Annotated in this window: 17 protein-coding genes; 9 read left to right on the plus strand and 8 right to left on the minus strand. The window is 33.2% G+C overall.

Features of this window, described 5'->3' with window-relative positions; all coding sequences use genetic code 11:
• Window positions 1-63: 63 nt before the first annotated feature.
• From ACWNT5_RS13610 to ACWNT5_RS13645, 8 genes are all read right to left on the minus strand, one after another.
• Window positions 64-474, minus strand: a complete 411-nt coding sequence (locus ACWNT5_RS13610; RefSeq protein ID WP_299898409.1) for a hypothetical protein — start codon at window positions 472-474, stop codon at window positions 64-66.
• 83 nt (window positions 475-557) lie between these two features.
• Window positions 558-962 carry a hypothetical protein gene (locus tag ACWNT5_RS13615; RefSeq protein WP_456517628.1) on the minus strand — a complete coding sequence of 135 codons (405 nt, stop codon included), beginning with the start codon at window positions 960-962 and terminating at the stop codon, window positions 558-560.
• 11 nt (window positions 963-973) lie between these two features.
• Complete coding sequence (locus ACWNT5_RS13620; protein ID WP_456517629.1) at window positions 974-1825, minus strand: universal stress protein; 852 nt, start codon at window positions 1823-1825, stop codon at window positions 974-976.
• A gap of 67 nt (window positions 1826-1892) precedes the next feature.
• The gene (locus ACWNT5_RS13625; RefSeq protein ID WP_456517630.1) at window positions 1893-2741 is read right to left on the minus strand and encodes a universal stress protein; all 849 of its coding nucleotides are present in this window, start codon (window positions 2739-2741) and stop codon (window positions 1893-1895) included.
• Window positions 2742-2806: 65 nt separating this feature from the next.
• Complete coding sequence (locus ACWNT5_RS13630; protein ID WP_456517631.1) at window positions 2807-3655, minus strand: universal stress protein; 849 nt, start codon at window positions 3653-3655, stop codon at window positions 2807-2809.
• Between the two features lie 34 nt (window positions 3656-3689).
• Entirely contained in the window at window positions 3690-4541 is an 852-nt protein-coding gene (locus ACWNT5_RS13635; RefSeq protein ID WP_456517632.1) for a universal stress protein, read from the minus strand.
• Window positions 4542-4640: 99 nt separating this feature from the next.
• Entirely contained in the window at window positions 4641-5489 is an 849-nt protein-coding gene (locus ACWNT5_RS13640) for a universal stress protein (protein WP_456517633.1), read from the minus strand.
• A gap of 66 nt (window positions 5490-5555) precedes the next feature.
• Complete coding sequence (locus tag ACWNT5_RS13645) at window positions 5556-6482, minus strand: universal stress protein (RefSeq protein WP_456517634.1); 927 nt, start codon at window positions 6480-6482, stop codon at window positions 5556-5558.
• Window positions 6483-6598: 116 nt separating this feature from the next.
• Here ACWNT5_RS13645 and ACWNT5_RS13650 point away from each other — a divergent pair, with 116 nt between their 5' ends.
• The 9 genes from ACWNT5_RS13650 to ACWNT5_RS13690 all read left to right on the plus strand — a co-directional run bounded on the left by ACWNT5_RS13650 (window position 6599) and on the right by ACWNT5_RS13690 (window position 15918).
• Complete coding sequence (locus tag ACWNT5_RS13650; RefSeq protein WP_456517635.1) at window positions 6599-9007, plus strand: heavy metal translocating P-type ATPase; 2409 nt, start codon at window positions 6599-6601, stop codon at window positions 9005-9007.
• On the plus strand, window positions 8991-9590 hold the full coding sequence (pdxH, locus tag ACWNT5_RS13655; protein WP_299605951.1) for a pyridoxamine 5'-phosphate oxidase: 600 nt from the start codon (window positions 8991-8993) through the stop codon (window positions 9588-9590). The genes ACWNT5_RS13650 and pdxH overlap by 17 nt, the downstream gene beginning before the upstream one ends.
• A gap of 166 nt (window positions 9591-9756) precedes the next feature.
• The gene (gene ccoS, locus ACWNT5_RS13660; protein ID WP_299898393.1) at window positions 9757-9951 is read left to right on the plus strand and encodes a cbb3-type cytochrome oxidase assembly protein CcoS; all 195 of its coding nucleotides are present in this window, start codon (window positions 9757-9759) and stop codon (window positions 9949-9951) included.
• 1 nt (window position 9952) lies between these two features.
• Complete coding sequence (gene ccoN, locus ACWNT5_RS13665) at window positions 9953-12160, plus strand: cytochrome-c oxidase, cbb3-type subunit I (RefSeq protein WP_456517636.1); 2208 nt, start codon at window positions 9953-9955, stop codon at window positions 12158-12160.
• A gap of 4 nt (window positions 12161-12164) precedes the next feature.
• Window positions 12165-12356, plus strand: a complete 192-nt coding sequence (locus tag ACWNT5_RS13670; protein ID WP_299605945.1) for a CcoQ/FixQ family Cbb3-type cytochrome c oxidase assembly chaperone — start codon at window positions 12165-12167, stop codon at window positions 12354-12356.
• Entirely contained in the window at window positions 12353-13309 is a 957-nt protein-coding gene (locus ACWNT5_RS13675) for a cbb3-type cytochrome c oxidase N-terminal domain-containing protein (RefSeq protein ID WP_456517637.1), read from the plus strand. The genes ACWNT5_RS13670 and ACWNT5_RS13675 overlap by 4 nt, the downstream gene beginning before the upstream one ends.
• Window positions 13310-13325: 16 nt before the next feature.
• The gene (gene ccoG, locus ACWNT5_RS13680) at window positions 13326-14747 is read left to right on the plus strand and encodes a cytochrome c oxidase accessory protein CcoG (RefSeq protein ID WP_456517638.1); all 1422 of its coding nucleotides are present in this window, start codon (window positions 13326-13328) and stop codon (window positions 14745-14747) included.
• Window positions 14748-14766: 19 nt separating this feature from the next.
• Window positions 14767-15213 carry a FixH family protein gene (locus tag ACWNT5_RS13685; RefSeq protein WP_456517639.1) on the plus strand — a complete coding sequence of 149 codons (447 nt, stop codon included), beginning with the start codon at window positions 14767-14769 and terminating at the stop codon, window positions 15211-15213.
• On the plus strand, window positions 15214-15918 hold the full coding sequence (locus tag ACWNT5_RS13690; protein ID WP_456517640.1) for a sulfite exporter TauE/SafE family protein: 705 nt from the start codon (window positions 15214-15216) through the stop codon (window positions 15916-15918).
• The last annotated feature ends 11 nt before the right edge of the window (window positions 15919-15929 follow it).

Here is a 15929-nt window from a genome sequence, read left to right on the forward strand (position 1 = left end):
TTATCTGTAATAAAATTAAATCAGTTGAATGAGGAAAAAAATGATATTTCTCAGCTTTAAGATTTATTTCTTCTTCTTTTTAAGCACTCCTCCAGCATAGCTAAACACCTTTGTTTTGAAAAATTGATAGTTTTTATAAAACAGATCAAATTTCTCCTTTAATGAAAAATGTTTATCACTATAAAAAATATCGCAAGACATGGTATCGCACTCCATCATTCCACCTAATTCACTTTCTTGCTTGCTTATCTCTAAATAAATATTCTCTAATTCCGTCTGCACAGTTTTTATTTGTGTTTTAAATTCCTGAAGTCTTTCAAAAAGGTTTGGTGTATTGGGTTCAAAAACATAGGAATTAAGGAGTTGATTAATGAATTGTACTTCACCTTCAATAAATTGAAGTGAGGATTTCCATGTTAACATTTCAAAATGAAAATCTTTTAACCTTGTTTCTGTTTCGTGTATTGTTTTCATTTCTTCAAAATTTTATAATTACCGTTTTTCTAGTATGCGTGAAAAAAGTAGGATTCATATTAAGAGTACTATCAATACTTCTTTTACAGATTAAAATAATCTCTTACCAATGCTTTGGTTTGATTTGCGGTCATACTATCAGTTTTAAAAACACCTTCTAGTTTGTCATGTAGATCTTTATAGTAGTATCCTAATTCTTTTTTGAACTTTTCTCCAGCCTCTGCTGGTCCAAAAACAACCAGTTTATCGACATCTTTTACATGAGAAGCTATTTCTTTAAAATAAGCTTTGAACTGATGTTTCTCTCGCTCCAAATATTTACTGTCTTGTACCACATCTTGTGGGCCTCCTTTAAATCTGGTTCCGGAACCACCATGAATTCGATATGTTTCTATTTGAGATGGGATGGTGATCATCTCTTTTTCGTTTTTATTAGGGTTAATAATAAACGCCTTTTCTTTATCCATCCAGATGCCTATGTTTTTCATTGTATATGGTTTTAGTTTTTTAAATCGTGAAGTGCCAGTACAGGAACTGTAGCATGATGTCCTAAGTTTTTAACTAAGGGTCTAGAGAATACACTACCAAAAAAGCTATGCTTATGATTTACAAAAGTGATCATATCACTATCCCTACTTTCTACAAAACAGCTCAAGCCTCCAGCTACATCTACATTATGCAGCGTATGAAATGTATAAGGGACTTCTTCGAAATATTCTTTTAATAAATCCTGATTATTCTTTTGTTCTTCAGAAAGTGTATCGTCTTGTGTGATATATAGCACACGAATTGCTGCATTATTTCGTTGAGCGATCTCTACCAAATATTGTAATTCTCTTCTCTTAAAATGTGTTTTATAATCCGTTGGAAATACTATTTCTCTTGGTTTTCGGTATAGTGTTTCTTCTGGAACCATCATTACAGGACAGTTTCTCACCTTTTCCATAACGGATATAGCGTTGCTTCCAAATATGACATCTCTACGATTACCAGTTCCCTTGGTTCCCATGATAATCATTTCGATATCTTTTTTATCCACGATATCTTTAATGGCCTCTAACAGGCTATTCATCTGCGAGATTGCAAAGAATGTATGTCGTGGGTATTCATCTCTAAATGCTAATCTTTCCAAGGTTTTTCCAAGTCCTTTTTCTGATTTTTCTTTAGCTGCATCATATAACTTCTCTCCTGGTTCTGGAACCATCATACTTTCCAGCGCATAACCAGACACATCAAACGTATTTAGCAAATAAAATTCGCACTCATCACTTTTATACAATTCTATAGCATAACAAATAGCTGTCCATGCATTTTTAGAAAAATCTGTTGGTAATAAAATCTTCTTTTTCATCAGTATTGATATTTAGGATTAGTGTAGTAAATGTACCTCTGTTATTTATCGTAAACTATGACAATTATCAGCTTGCGTCAGGAATAATTAAAAAGGGAACTATAGGATGGAAACCAATACTTTTTATTACTGGTTCATGAGTGATATTTTCCATCAGACTATGCTTATAATTCACCATAGCCAGCATATCAACATCCATATCTTCAATAAAATCATTGATCAATTTTGATTTTTTTGAGAATTTTGAAATCCAATGTACAGTCGGATTTATGTCCTTCAGGTATTTTTTCAAAGCTGTAAAATTATATTCTTGAAGTTCATCTAATTGTTCTTCTTCGTGAATATGAAAAAGCCTAATGTTAGCATCAAAAAGTTTGGTCATATCTACAAGAGGTTTCAACTCCTCTTCTAAATAGAATCTTTTAAAATCAGTAGGAAATGCAATTTCCATAGGTTTTACAAACTCAAATGCATCTGGAATCATCAAGATAGGACAGGATTTTATCGATTGAATCACCTTCACTGTGTTACTTCCCATAAAGATTTCTTTAGCTCCAGTAGCTCCCTTTGTTCCCATAACTACCAAGTCAATCTTTTTACTTTTAACAGTCTTAGTAATAGTTTCTATCAATTCTTTGGAAATAGAAATCGTTTCAAAATGATGTTGCACCTCTTCGGTATCAAGAGTTATTCTATGTTTTGTTTCGAGTAACTTTTCTTCAGATTCTTTTCTCAATTTCTGAAAGAGTGCATCTCCTTTACTAGTATCCAAACGACTAGTTAATATTGGGGTGTTAACCTCAAAAGTATTGAGTATATAAAAATGGCAAGGTTGATTCTGAAACAATCGAGTAGCATAAAAAAGAGCATTATATGCATTGTTCGAAAAATCGGTAGGAACTAGTATTCGTTTCATCGTTAAACTATTTATTAATTATGAGTAAATCTAATTCCTGTAGAAACGAAAAACTATGACAATTCTCAGTTATCAGCAGGGATTACCAGGAATGGAATTACAGTATGAAATGTTATTTTTTTAATAACAGGTTCTCTTAATAATCGCTTGATAAACCCATGCGGGTAGTTAATCATGGCCAATACATCTATCTCCAGCTCTTCTATAAAAGCCTGTATTGCATTTTCTATTGTAGAAAAGTCTTCAATTACATGAAAATCATGCTTCCTATTACTAAAATAATGCTCTAACGTGCTGGAATTAAAGCTTTGCATTTCTGAAAGTTTTGGTTCTTCATATACCTGAATCATTCGTATAGTAGCATCATGAATCTTTGCTAAATCTTTTATAGAATTGATTTCAGATTTGAAATACATTCTTTCAAAATTAGTGGCAAAAGCAATATTTGAAATTTCTTGATATCTACACTCTTCAGGAATTACTAAAACAGGACAACTATCCAGATATTGAACAACCTTATGCGTATTACTTCCCATAAAAATCTCTTTTGCCCCAGTAGCTCCTTTAGTTGCCATCAGAACGAGATCATAATGATTTTCTTTTAGTAAACTTTGTAAAACTTCCACTAAATCTCCTAAACGAGATATGGTTTTAAAAGAATGAAGCATACTAGTTTTCGAATTTTCAATATCCTCGACAACCATATCCAACCCCTTTTGTGATGCTGATCTAAGAAGTTCATACTGCTGTCCTATCTTTTGAGAACTAATCGTAGTTAGCAATTGTGTAGCAGTTAATTCATAAGCATTTACAATATGAAATTCGCATGGAGTATTCTCAAAGAAACTAAAAGCATACACTATTGCGTTCCATGAATTATCGGAAAAATCTGTTGGAATTAATATACGTTTCATATCGTTATATTTTTAAGATCTAATCGTAAATTTATTATTGTCTTTCTATTGAAGGAATCACTAAAAAAGGAACGTTTAGATGATATGCAATCTGATTGATCACTGGTTTAAACAAAAGGTTCTCAAAAAATGAATGCTTATTATGAACCATCACTAATAAGTTGATAATATGATATTTCTGATAGTCTTCAATAGCTTCCATAACATCCATGCCGTCTGCAATTTCAAAAACATGAGCATTCTCTTCGAAATAAGTATCTAAATATACTTTTGTATCCTTCTGTTGTGTAACTAAGGGAACACCATAATATGCATTTAAAATATGTAACCGCGAGTTATGGATGTCACATATACTCTTAATTAATGGAAGTAAAATTGGGTTTGAAGTATTGAGATTATAGTCTGTCGGAAACAGAATTTCTTTAGGTTTTTCGTAAGCAAATCCATCTGGGATAGCAATAATCGGACATTTTACTTTTTTCATGGTATACATAGTTTGGGACCCTATCAATACTTCTTTAAGTCCTGTTGCACCTTTTGTACCCATGATTATAAGATCAATGTTATACGTTTCAATAACATCCTTTATCTCAGCAATCAACATATTAAAAGCAGAAAGCTTTACAAATTGATGCTTCTCATTTGGAAATTCTATTTGAATCTTTTGTGCTACTTTTTCTATTTCTTTTTTTGAATGTCCAAGTGCAACCTCCTCTATACCATAAGGTGCAGGATTTTCTATAAGGTATTCTGCTGTATATGAAATAGGAGTAAATGTATTTAGCAAATAGAACGTACAGGTTTCGTCTTTAAAAAACTGTACTGCATATTTTATAGCATTATATGCATTATCCGAAAAATCTGTTGGTAATAATATCCTTTTCATCTTTTCTACATTTATTGTTTACTAAATCACCACATTATGACAAACCATTATATCCTCTCATAATTCTTGTGGTCTATTTTTCCTTGTTATTTTTAGAAGTTAGATTCTTGGTACATTTTGCATCACCAAAAATGGAATTTTGATCTCTAATCCTATTGTATCTATTGTAGAGTTATACAATATGTTCTCCATGTAGGAATGTCTAGAATTTACCATCACCAAAAAATCTATTCCTTTATACTCGATAAATTCATTAATTGCTGTAGTCAAACTCTCTGACGAGATCCGATGAGATTCTAGTTCGACACCTGATAAACTTGTTTCTAAAAACTCTTTATTGTCTTCTTGTCGTATGGACAACTTATCATTAGTAGATACCCATAAAAAGTTAATTTTAGATCTAAAACTTCTAGCCATTGTATACAATAACTTCAGCTCTCTTCTTTTGTATGGTAATTGATAATCTGATGGAAATAAGATATTCTTCGGAGGCGTATATGTACAACCATTAGGAATCACCAAAACAGGACTTTTAACATATTTAATTACCTGTAGTGTATTACTTCCAAAGGTTATTTTGCTGTTATCCGTTTTTCCTTTGGTTCCCATGACAACAATATCTACATTTTCTTCTTCTATAATTTCATTACTCTCATCTACCAACTGACCAAACTTAGATAGTGTTGTATAGGAATGTCTTGGGTTCGGAGAAATCTGTTGTAATACCTCCTCTATTTTGGTCAATTCTTTTTCCGAGTTTTGATAGACATTGTCTTTTATTTCATTAAAAAGTTCTCGAGCCATATGAGCATTCTGATCATATACTTCGTCCGCATAGGCGTGTAGTATGAAGAAATCACACTGTTCGTATTTGAAAACCTCAACAGCATATTTTAATGCGTTTAAAGAATTCTCTGAAAAATCTGTGGGGATTAGAACCTTTCTCATGATAAATAGTTTTTATTATATCCAAAACTAAGTCCTGTCTAGAAGATGAACTATGACCAATATCAGTTATACCGTATCTTTTATCAGATTTTGATCTCTTTTAGATATGTCTTTACCTATTTTAGAGAATGAAGTACTCATTCCTATTTCTGGTAGTACCATAAAAGGAATTTTTGAATAAAACGCTATATTTTTAATTACAGGTTCTCTGGTTAATTTCTCTAAAAAACTGTGTCTATAATTCAACATTGCTAATAGATCTACATTCGATTTTTCTGCAAAACTTTGTAAAGTTGAAGCTATAGAATCACCCATCTTTATGGTATGCACATAACTATTTATAGCATTAAAATATTCTTGTAATATTTCTGAATTAAATTTTTGTTCCTCTGATAAAGAACCTGCTTGCTTCGGAATGTGTACAATATCTATTTTCGCACTATTATGTATAGCTAGGTCTATTAAAGGTGTTAATTCTTCCTTACTATAAAAATGTGTAAATTCTGTTGCAAATGCTATATGCAAAGGATGGCTTATCAAGGAAAAACTGGACGGTATGACTACAACCGGACAATTTTTGATAGCTTTTATGATTCGTACAGCATTGCTACCTAGAAATACTTCTTTTGCAGCAGTAGTTCCCTTAGTCCCCATAACGATAAGATCTATTTTCTTGGATGCTACTATTTCTGATGTTACTTCAGTGATCGTTCCAAAAGCTGCAATGATTTCAAAATGATGGTTCTTATTAACATTTGCATACTCCAAGCTTTTCTTTATGTGTTTCAGGTTTGTTAAAACATCTAATTGTACTGTATTTTCTACACTACGCTCAGATGGATGATCGGAGAGATGAATAGCTTCATAAATAATTTTGCTGTAAGCATTTACTATATAAAATGTACAAGATTCTTCCTTAAAAAGTTCTGTAGCATAATCAATAGCATTCCAGGAGTTTTCTGAAAAATCGGTAAGTAGCAAAATCTTTTTCATGGTTTTTGGTATTATGTTGATATCTCAAAACTATTTTATTTGCCTTCTCCAAACTATGATTTTTGTCATATGATACGAACGTAGTCTTTATGATTTTTGTACAAAATCTAATAGATATGATAGCTACAAAATGTTTTCACTGCGGCAATGAATGTGATAAAACAATTGTGAAATTTGATCATAAAACTTTTTGCTGTAATGGATGCAAAACAGTGTATGAAATTTTTTCCACCAATAATTTATCCTGCTATTATGATTTACAATCTACTCCTGGAGCCATTCCCAAAGAGCTCGAAGGAAAGTACGATTATCTCGATAATCCTGATATTATTGAAAGATTAATCGAGTTCAGCAATGAAAATATCCAAATAGTTACCTTATATATCCCTCATATACATTGTAGTTCCTGCATTTGGATTTTAGAAAATTTGCATAAGCTCCATACATCGATTTCTGCATCACAAGTAAATTTTTCGAAAAAAACGGTAAGAGTAACTTTTGATACCTCAAAAACTACCCTAAAAGAAATTGTTACCTTACTTAACTCCATAGGATATGAGCCTTACATCAGCTTAGAGGATTATACTAAGGGTAATCAACATATTAACCGAAGTTTATTCTATAAATTAGGAGTTGCAGGTTTTGCTTTTGGAAATGTAATGTTTTTGTCTTTCCCTGAATATTTTGAAGTATCAGAATATTGGTTAGAACAATATAAACATGTTTTTAGATGGTTAATGTTTGCTTTTTCAATACCTGTTGTTTTTTATGCGGGTCAGGAATATCTAATTTCTGCTTATAAAGGGTTACGAAATAACATATTAAATATCGATGTGCCTATTGCCTTAGGTATTTTAGTACTCTTCATTAGAAGTACTGCAGAAATAGTATTTGATCTGGGTACCGGTTTTTTTGATAGCCTCACCGGTTTGGTATTCTTCCTATTATTAGGGAAGTTTTTTCAACAGAAGACATATACTTTCTTATCCTTCGAAAGAGATTATAAATCCTATTTCCCCATTGCAGTCACCAGAATTTCTTCAGACCAAAAACTAGAAGAGAACATTCAGGTATATGAAATTAAAGAAGGAGATCGTTTATTAATTAGAAATGAGGAATTAATTCCTGTAGACAGCATACTAATCAATGGTAATGCAAGGATAGATTACAGTTTTGTTACAGGAGAAAGTGAGCCTGTTTCTAAACGATCTGGAGATAAACTTTTTGCAGGAGGAAAACAGATGAACGGAGCAATAGAAATTGAAGCGCTCAAATCCGTAGAACAAAGTTATCTAACTCAATTATGGAGTAATGATATTTTTAAAAAGAACAAAGCCGATTCTTTTACCAATCTTACAGATATGGTAAGCCAATATTTTACCATAATCATTTTATGTATCGCAGTTATTGCAACTAGTTACTGGTTATTTAAGGATGCATCCAAAGCCATCAATGTTTTTACAGCAGTCTTAATCATTGCATGCCCTTGCGCATTAGCATTGGCCAGACCATTTGCACTAGGAAATGTACTAAGATTTTTCGGTAAGCATAAATTTTATCTCAAAAATGCTGACGTTATCGAGCAAATGGCAAATGCAGATACCATTTTGTTTGATAAAACAGGTACTATTACAGTACATAAAAAAAATAATATTGAATATCATGGGCAACCTTTATCACCAACGGAAGAAGCATTATTAAAAAACACTCTACGGGCTTCAAACCATCCGTTAAGCAGGTCTTTATACGATACACTTGCAGCATATGAAATTATGACTTTAGATGAATATCAAGAGTATATCGGTAGTGGTATAGAAGGAAAACATGCCGAAAACTCCATTAAAATTGGTTCTACAAATTTTGTAGGAAATCCTGATAACGAAAAACAGCTTAACACTTCCGTACATATAAGCACAAATGATAATTACCGAGGCCATTTCATTTTTTACAATCAATATCGAAAAGGACTCGAAAATTTATTTAAAAAGTTATCTAGCACTTACGAAATATCAATAATCTCTGGTGATAATCAGGGAGAAAGATCTTATTTACAGAAAATACTTCCTAAAACGACTTCATTACTTTTTAATCAAAAACCAAAAGACAAACTTGACCATATCAAGAACTTACAGAAAAACGATCGAAACGTAATGATGATTGGAGATGGTCTTAATGATGCCGGAGCACTGGCACAAAGTAACGTAGGAATCGCTATATCAGAAAATGTAAATGTATTTTCTCCAGCTTGTGATGCAATTTTAGATGCATCAGAATTTGAAAAAATCAGTGATCTTTTACATATTTCAAAAAAGACAATTCGAGTAATTAAATCAAGTTTTATTATATCATTTTTCTATAATATAATTGGCTTGTATTTTGCTGTAACAGGTCAATTATCTCCTATCGTAGCTGCCATTCTAATGCCATTAAGTTCAATTTCTATAGTAATTTATGTGACGATACTTACAAATTTTATGAGTTTTAAGCTATACCATAAAAAGAAAGGAGATGTCGAAGCATTATAATCCCATAGAACACTTCCAACAGTGGTTTTATGAAATAAAAAACTTGGATACTGGAGATGAAATAAATGCTATGCAACTTTCTACCATTGGAATAGATGGTTTTCCAAAAACCAGGATTGTTTTATTAAAGAGATTTACTTGGGAAGGTTTTATCTTTTTCACCAATTATAAGAGCGAAAAAGGAAAAGCGCTTGCAAACAACAATAGAGCTTCACTATTGTTTAACTGGCATAAATCACAAAGAGAAGTACATATTTACGGCCATACCGAAAAAATACCTGAAAATTTATCAGAAGGATATTTCGAATCTCGTCCTAGAGGTAGCAAACTTGCAGCTTGGGTTTCTGAACAAAGTACTATTATACCATCCCGAACAATTCTGGACAGAGGTATGGAACAATTGGAGAAGAAATTCCAAAACAAAGAAATTCCAAAACCACCCTATTGGGGTGGTTATATTCTTAGGCCTATTCATATGGAATTTATAAAATACGACGCATTCACTAAAGCAAATAAGGTTATTCAATATACACTCCAACAAGATTATAATTGGTGTAAAACCAGTTCATATAGATTCCTTTGATTATAGTTTTATACCTGTATTTAAAACTATTTGTTTTCTAGTATGGCTAAAATTCTAAATCTGTATTCCATACAAAATACTTTTTACAAGATGGATTTCGAAACCTGATAAATGTCATTTTTTAAGAAAAGGTTGGCACATACTTTTGATGCATAATAAAATAAGTATGGGTGTTATTTATGTGCTCTTAACGATTAGTATTCTAGTAGCGATTGTCTTTTTTATTGCTTTTATATTTTCTATAAAAAATGGACAATACGATGACGTTTATACGCCTTCTATTCGCATGCTTTTTGAAGACGAACTCGTAAAGGAAGGCCAAGAAAAATCTTCAACACCTTCTAAAACCAAACAATCTTAACATGGAAATGGAACAGTTCTATTACGATAATAAAATCGTAAAAAAATTCTTGTACGCTACGATGCTATGGGGTATTGTAGGAATGTCAGTTGGTCTACTTCTGGCGTTCATGTTTTTATTCCCTAACCTTACCGATGGTATATCATGGTTGAGTTTTGGTCGACTAAGACCGCTACACACCAATGCTGTAATCTTCGCCTTCGTAGGAAATGCCATTTTTGCAGGGGTATATTATTCTACACAACGTTTATTAAAAGCAAGAATTTTCAGCGATATTCTCAGTAATATTAACTTCTGGGGATGGCAATTAATTATTGTTGGTGCTGCCATTACGCTTCCTTTAGGTTTTACAACATCCAAAGAATATGCAGAACTCGAATGGCCTTTTGATATTGCTATAGCAGTAATATGGGTTGTTTTTGGTTGGAACCTCATTGGTACAATATTAAAAAGAAGGCAACGTCATTTATATGTTGCCATTTGGTTTTACATCGCTACCGTTGTAACTGTGGCAGTACTCCATATTTTTAATAGTCTGGAACTTCCTGTAAGTGCATTAAAAAGTTACTCAGTGTATGCAGGAGTACAAGACGCATTGGTACAATGGTGGTATGGTCATAATGCAGTGGCTTTTTTCCTTACTACTCCATTCTTAGGATTAATGTATTATTTCATTCCTAAAGCTGCCAATCGACCTATTTATTCATATCGATTATCGATAGTACATTTTTGGTCCCTTATTTTCATATATATCTGGGCTGGTCCTCATCATTTGTTGTACTCTTCGTTACCAGATTGGGCACAAAATCTTGGAGTTGCTTTTTCTATAATGCTTATCGCTCCATCATGGGGTGGAATGATCAATGGTTTATTAACTCTTCGTGGAGCCTGGGACAAAGTCCGTACAGATCCTGTACTTAAATTTATGGTAGTTGCCATCACTGGTTACGGAATGGCGACTTTCGAAGGTCCAATGTTATCTCTTAAAAATGTAAATGCCATTGCCCATTTTAGTGATTGGGTGATCGCTCACGTTCATGTGGGCGCATTAGCATGGAATGGATTTTTAACTTTTGGAATGGCATATTGGTTAATTCCTAAACTCTTCAAAACCAAATTATGGTCTACAGGATTGGCAAATGCTCACTTTTGGTTAGGTACTCTTGGTATTATCATGTATGCATTACCTATGTATGTAGCAGGATTTGTTCAAGCTTCTATGTGGAAGCAATTTAATCCTGATGGTAGCCTGGTATATGGAAATTTTCTAGAAACCGTAAATGAAATTATACCGATGTATTGGATGCGTGCTATTGGTGGAAGCATCTACATATTAGGAATATTCATTATGCTCTATAATGTTGTGAAAACAGTGAAAAGTGGAAGCAAAGTTGCAGACGAACTTGCCGAAGCAGCTCCTCTTACTAAGGTAACACGACACAGAACAGCTAAAGAAGGGTACCATACCTGGTTAGAAAGAAGACCCGTAAAGCTTACCATTTTTGCAACTATCGCTATTCTTATTGGAGGAGCCGTACAAATCATCCCCACATTAATGGTTGATTCTAATATTCCTACTATCACAAGCGTGAAACCTTATACGCCTCTTGAGTTAGAAGGACGTGATCTTTATATTAGAGAGAGTTGTGTTTCTTGTCACTCTCAGATGATTCGGCCTTTTAGAAGTGAGGTAGAACGCTATGGAGAATATTCAAAAGCAGGAGAATATATATATGATCATCCTTTCTTATGGGGTAGTAAACGTACAGGACCAGATCTTATGAGGATAGGAGGAAAATATTCTGATAATTGGCATCTTAATCATTTCTACGATCCACAAAGCACCTCTTCGGGTTCTATCATGCCTAGCTACAAATGGCTGATAAAAAATAAGCTCGACAGATCTCAAACAGAAACAAAAATGGAAGCTATGGTAACCCTAGGAGTTCCCTATACTCCAGAGGAGATTGCAAGAGCACAAGAATGGATGGACGAGCAAGCTATACAAATTGAAAAAAATCTATATACCGATCCTGATTTTGCAAAGACATACGAAGCCGATAAGAAATATGCTGAAGAAAATGGGTTAGACTTCATAGAGATGAGACATCGAGAAGTAGTAGCACTTATCGCCTACATTCAAAGATTAGGAACAGATATTAAAGTCAAAAATCAAGACGAAGAAACGATAGTACAAACTAAAGAATAAAGCTATGCTAAAATTTATAAAAGGTCATATGGAAAGTATTGAGGGAATAGAAATCTATCCTATGATTTCTCTCCTGATATTTTTCATCTTCTTTACCGCATTATTTTGGTGGGTTATTTCTGCAAAAAAAGAACACATCAAAGAAGTAAGTCATATACCATTAGAAACAGAAATCGATAAAGACCTAACATTATGAAAACAACCGCATCATATATAAGAGTATGTACCTTTTTACTCATTGCGTATATTTTAATAGAACTTACAGTTGAAACTAACGGCAATTCAGCATTTATTGAAGAACCTCTTAGTTGGTTAGTATTAGGTATGATTGCGTTATTTGCTATTGCGATAGAAATTAGTTTAGCTGCATTACAAAATATACTATTCCTATCTCTAAAACCAGATGCCCAAGAACGTTATGTACTTGCTCAAAAGATTAAGAAAGAAAAACAATTCAAATGGTTAAAAGATATCTATCTAAAGCTTCTTGATAGTAAACCGGTAGCGCAAGAGGATGAAATCATCCTAGACCATAATTACGATGGCATTAAAGAATTAGATAATAATCTTCCTCCTTGGTGGGTATATGGATTTTATGCTACCATCGTATTCGGCATGATCTATATGATACGTTTCCATGTGTTTAATGACTACACCCAAAGAGAAGAGTATGAAACAGAAATGGCTGAAGCTAAAATTGCGATCGAAGAATACAAAAAAACCGCCAAAGATTTAGTCGATGTAAATACAGTAACACTATTAACTGATGCTTCGGATATTAGTTCTGGAAAAGCCATTTTTACAGCGAATTGTGTTGCTTGCCACAAAGCTGATGGTGGAGGTGGAATTGGTCCAAATTTAACTGACAGATATTGGATTTTGGGTGGTGGAATTAAGAACATATTTCGTACCATTTCTGAAGGAGGTAGAGATGGTAAAGGAATGGTGGCCTGGAAACAAACATTAAAACCTGCAGAAATGGCTCAGGTAGCTAGTTATATCATCACCTTAGAAGGAACAACTCCTGCCGAACCAAAAGAAGCACAAGGAGAACTATGGATAGATCCTGATGCTCCAAAAAAAGAACAATCAAAGGAAGAAATACAAGAATTAGTATCAGATTCAACCTCTGTCGCACTGAATGAATAATTGAAAATCAAAACTCTTGGAAACGCCAACAAATGAAAAGTTCAGAGATTCGATTGCTACTGTAAATGCAGAAGGAAAACGAGCATGGGTATACCCCAAAAAACCAAGCGGAAAATTCTATAAATATAGAAAGTGGGTAAGTTACGGATTGTTAATCTTTCTGTTTTCTGCTCCTTTTATTAAGATCAACGGAAATCAATTCCTGCTTTTTAATGTCCTGGAACGACGATTCAATATTTTTGGAGCTCCTTTTTGGCCTCAGGATTTTCATTTGTTTGTGATTTCCATGATTATAGGAGTTATATTCATCACCTTATTCACTGTGGCTTTCGGGAGATTATTCTGCGGTTGGGTATGTCCACAAACGATTTTTATGGAAATGGTTTTTAGAAGAATCGAATACTGGATAGAAGGTGATCGAGGAAAACAAATCCGACTCGATAAGCAAGTCTGGAATGCAGAAAAAATCAGAAAAAGAATAGCAAAGTGGATTATATTTTTTATCATTTCCTTCTTAATCGCCAATGTATTTTTGGCTTATCTTATAGGAAGTGATCAATTATTACAATATATCATTGATGGCCCTTTAAAACATGTTAGCACTCTAGTTTCATTACTGATTTTTACGGCTGTTTTCTATTTTGTTTTTGCATGGTTTAGAGAACAAGTATGTATTATAGCTTGTCCTTATGGTCGATTACAAGGAGTATTATTAGACTCAAAATCGATTGTAGTTGCATACGATTATAAACGTGGAGAGAAAGAGACAGGCAGAGCCAAGTTTAAAAAAAATGAAGACCGCCCAAGTACTGGAAAAGGAGATTGTATAGATTGTTTTCAATGTGTACATGTATGTCCTACAGGTATTGATATTCGTAACGGCACCCAGCTAGAATGTGTTAACTGTACTGCCTGTATAGATGCTTGTGACCATATCATGGAAAGCGTGAACCTACCTAAAGGACTTATTCGATATGCGAGTGAGGAGAACATTGCAAAAAAAGCAAAATTTGAATTCACTTCCCGATTAAAAGGATATACCGGTGTATTATTGATTCTGACAGGTGTACTTACTGGAATGTTGTTCTTAAGAAATGACGTAGAAGCCAATATCCTCCGATTACCTGGCCAACTTTATGAAAGAAAGGAAAATAATATGATTAGTAATGTATTTACGTATAAGTTGGTAAACAAAACCACTGAAGATATTATAGATGTACATTTTGAGTTGTTATCACATCAAGGAAAAATTGAGCAAGTAACGCATAAGAACTTTGTTGTGCCTAGACAAGGACTGGCCGAAGGAACATTGTTTATTGAGGTTCATGCATCTGCGCTAAGTGGGGATAAAGACAAACTAAAAATAGGAGTTTATAGTAATGATACACTAATAGAAACAACTTATGCGGCTTTTTTGGGGCCAAGAAGTTATAGATAGAAATTAAAAACCTAAGACCATGAAAATAAACTGGGGAACCGCAATCGTATTGGTATTTATAGGATTCATAACCTTTATTATGTACTTCGTAGTACGTATGAATACCAACAAGAAATATGAGCACGACCTCGTAACCGAGGAATATTACAAAAAAGAACTAGCTTTTCAGAAGGAAATTGACGCTGAGAAAAATGCAAGAGCTTTGCCTAATGACGTTTTTATTAAAAAAACACCTATAGGTCTGTCCATCACATTTCCTGAAGAAAAGGAATTTCAAAAAATCAGTGGAGTTATTTCATTATATCGTCCATCAAATAAGCAATTAGACTTTTCTATTCCAATTAATCTTGAAAGCAATACCATAATAATTCCAGACGAAAATATGATCGAAGGAAAATGGAAAATTACAATAGATTGGAAGTATGGAGATATCCATTACTTATATAAAAAATCATTTACATATTAAGTGTTAATATCTGCTTTCATATTAGGTTTTTTAGGCAGTTTTCATTGTATAGGAATGTGCGGGCCAATCGCATTTATGCTCCCAGTACATAAGTCCAATAGTGCTAAAAAACTATTTCAGGTTTTAATATATCATTCTGGTAGGCTATTAGCGTATGGAATGATAGGTTTTTTCTTTGGTTTACTGGGGAAAAGTTTTCATATTTTTAATCTACAACAAGGATTATCGATCGTCATCGGAATTTTAATGATTCTTATAGTCCTAGTACCAGCAATTAAAGCCAAGAAAAACACTTTTACCCGACCAATTTATTATGCAATTACAAAAGTAAAAGCTGCTCTTGGTCATAATTTGCAAAAGAAAACTACAGATACCTTTTTAACCATCGGTTTTTTAAACGGTTTTTTACCTTGTGGACTTGTGTATATGGCTGTTTTTGGTGCTATCACTTCTTCAAATATCGTACAGGCAAGTTTATACATGATTCTTTTTGGATTGGGTACAATTCCATTGATGACTGCAATAGTATTTGCAAACAACTTATTCAAAGGAACTTGGATACGACAACGGATACAAAAGATGATCCCTATATTTATCATTGTAATGGGATTACTTTTTATTTTACGAGGAATAGGACTAGGAATACCTTATGTTTCTCCAAAACAAGCATCCCCTATTGTCTCTACCAATTTTGAATGTCATTAAACCCGAATCAT

It is taken from the genome of Aquimarina sp. 433, from assembly GCF_054054605.1.

Excerpts from the sequence above, each read along its gene's own strand:
- ACWNT5_RS13615 (WP_456517628.1), bottom strand. The coding sequence starts at position 962 with ATGAAAAACATAGGCATCTGGATGGATAAAGAAAAGGCGTTTATTATT.
- ACWNT5_RS13630 (WP_456517631.1), bottom strand. The coding sequence starts at position 3,655 with ATGAAACGTATATTAATTCCAACAGATTTTTCCGATAATTCATGGAAC.
- ACWNT5_RS13610 (WP_299898409.1), bottom strand. The coding sequence starts at position 474 with ATGAAAACAATACACGAAACAGAAACAAGGTTAAAAGATTTTCATTTT.
- ACWNT5_RS13685 (WP_456517639.1), top strand. The coding sequence starts at position 14,767 with ATGAAAATAAACTGGGGAACCGCAATCGTATTGGTATTTATAGGATTC.
- ccoS (WP_299898393.1), top strand. The coding sequence starts at position 9,757 with ATGGGTGTTATTTATGTGCTCTTAACGATTAGTATTCTAGTAGCGATT.
- ACWNT5_RS13645 (WP_456517634.1), bottom strand. The coding sequence starts at position 6,482 with ATGAAAAAGATTTTGCTACTTACCGATTTTTCAGAAAACTCCTGGAAT.
- ACWNT5_RS13625 (WP_456517630.1), bottom strand. The coding sequence starts at position 2,741 with ATGAAACGAATACTAGTTCCTACCGATTTTTCGAACAATGCATATAAT.
- ACWNT5_RS13635 (WP_456517632.1), bottom strand. The coding sequence starts at position 4,541 with ATGAAAAGGATATTATTACCAACAGATTTTTCGGATAATGCATATAAT.
- ACWNT5_RS13675 (WP_456517637.1), top strand. The coding sequence starts at position 12,353 with ATGAAAACAACCGCATCATATATAAGAGTATGTACCTTTTTACTCATT.
- pdxH (WP_299605951.1), top strand. The coding sequence starts at position 8,991 with ATGTCGAAGCATTATAATCCCATAGAACACTTCCAACAGTGGTTTTAT.
- ACWNT5_RS13640 (WP_456517633.1), bottom strand. The coding sequence starts at position 5,489 with ATGAGAAAGGTTCTAATCCCCACAGATTTTTCAGAGAATTCTTTAAAC.
- ACWNT5_RS13620 (WP_456517629.1), bottom strand. The coding sequence starts at position 1,825 with ATGAAAAAGAAGATTTTATTACCAACAGATTTTTCTAAAAATGCATGG.
- ccoN (WP_456517636.1), top strand. The coding sequence starts at position 9,953 with ATGGAAATGGAACAGTTCTATTACGATAATAAAATCGTAAAAAAATTC.
- ACWNT5_RS13650 (WP_456517635.1), top strand. The coding sequence starts at position 6,599 with ATGATAGCTACAAAATGTTTTCACTGCGGCAATGAATGTGATAAAACA.
- ACWNT5_RS13670 (WP_299605945.1), top strand. The coding sequence starts at position 12,165 with ATGCTAAAATTTATAAAAGGTCATATGGAAAGTATTGAGGGAATAGAA.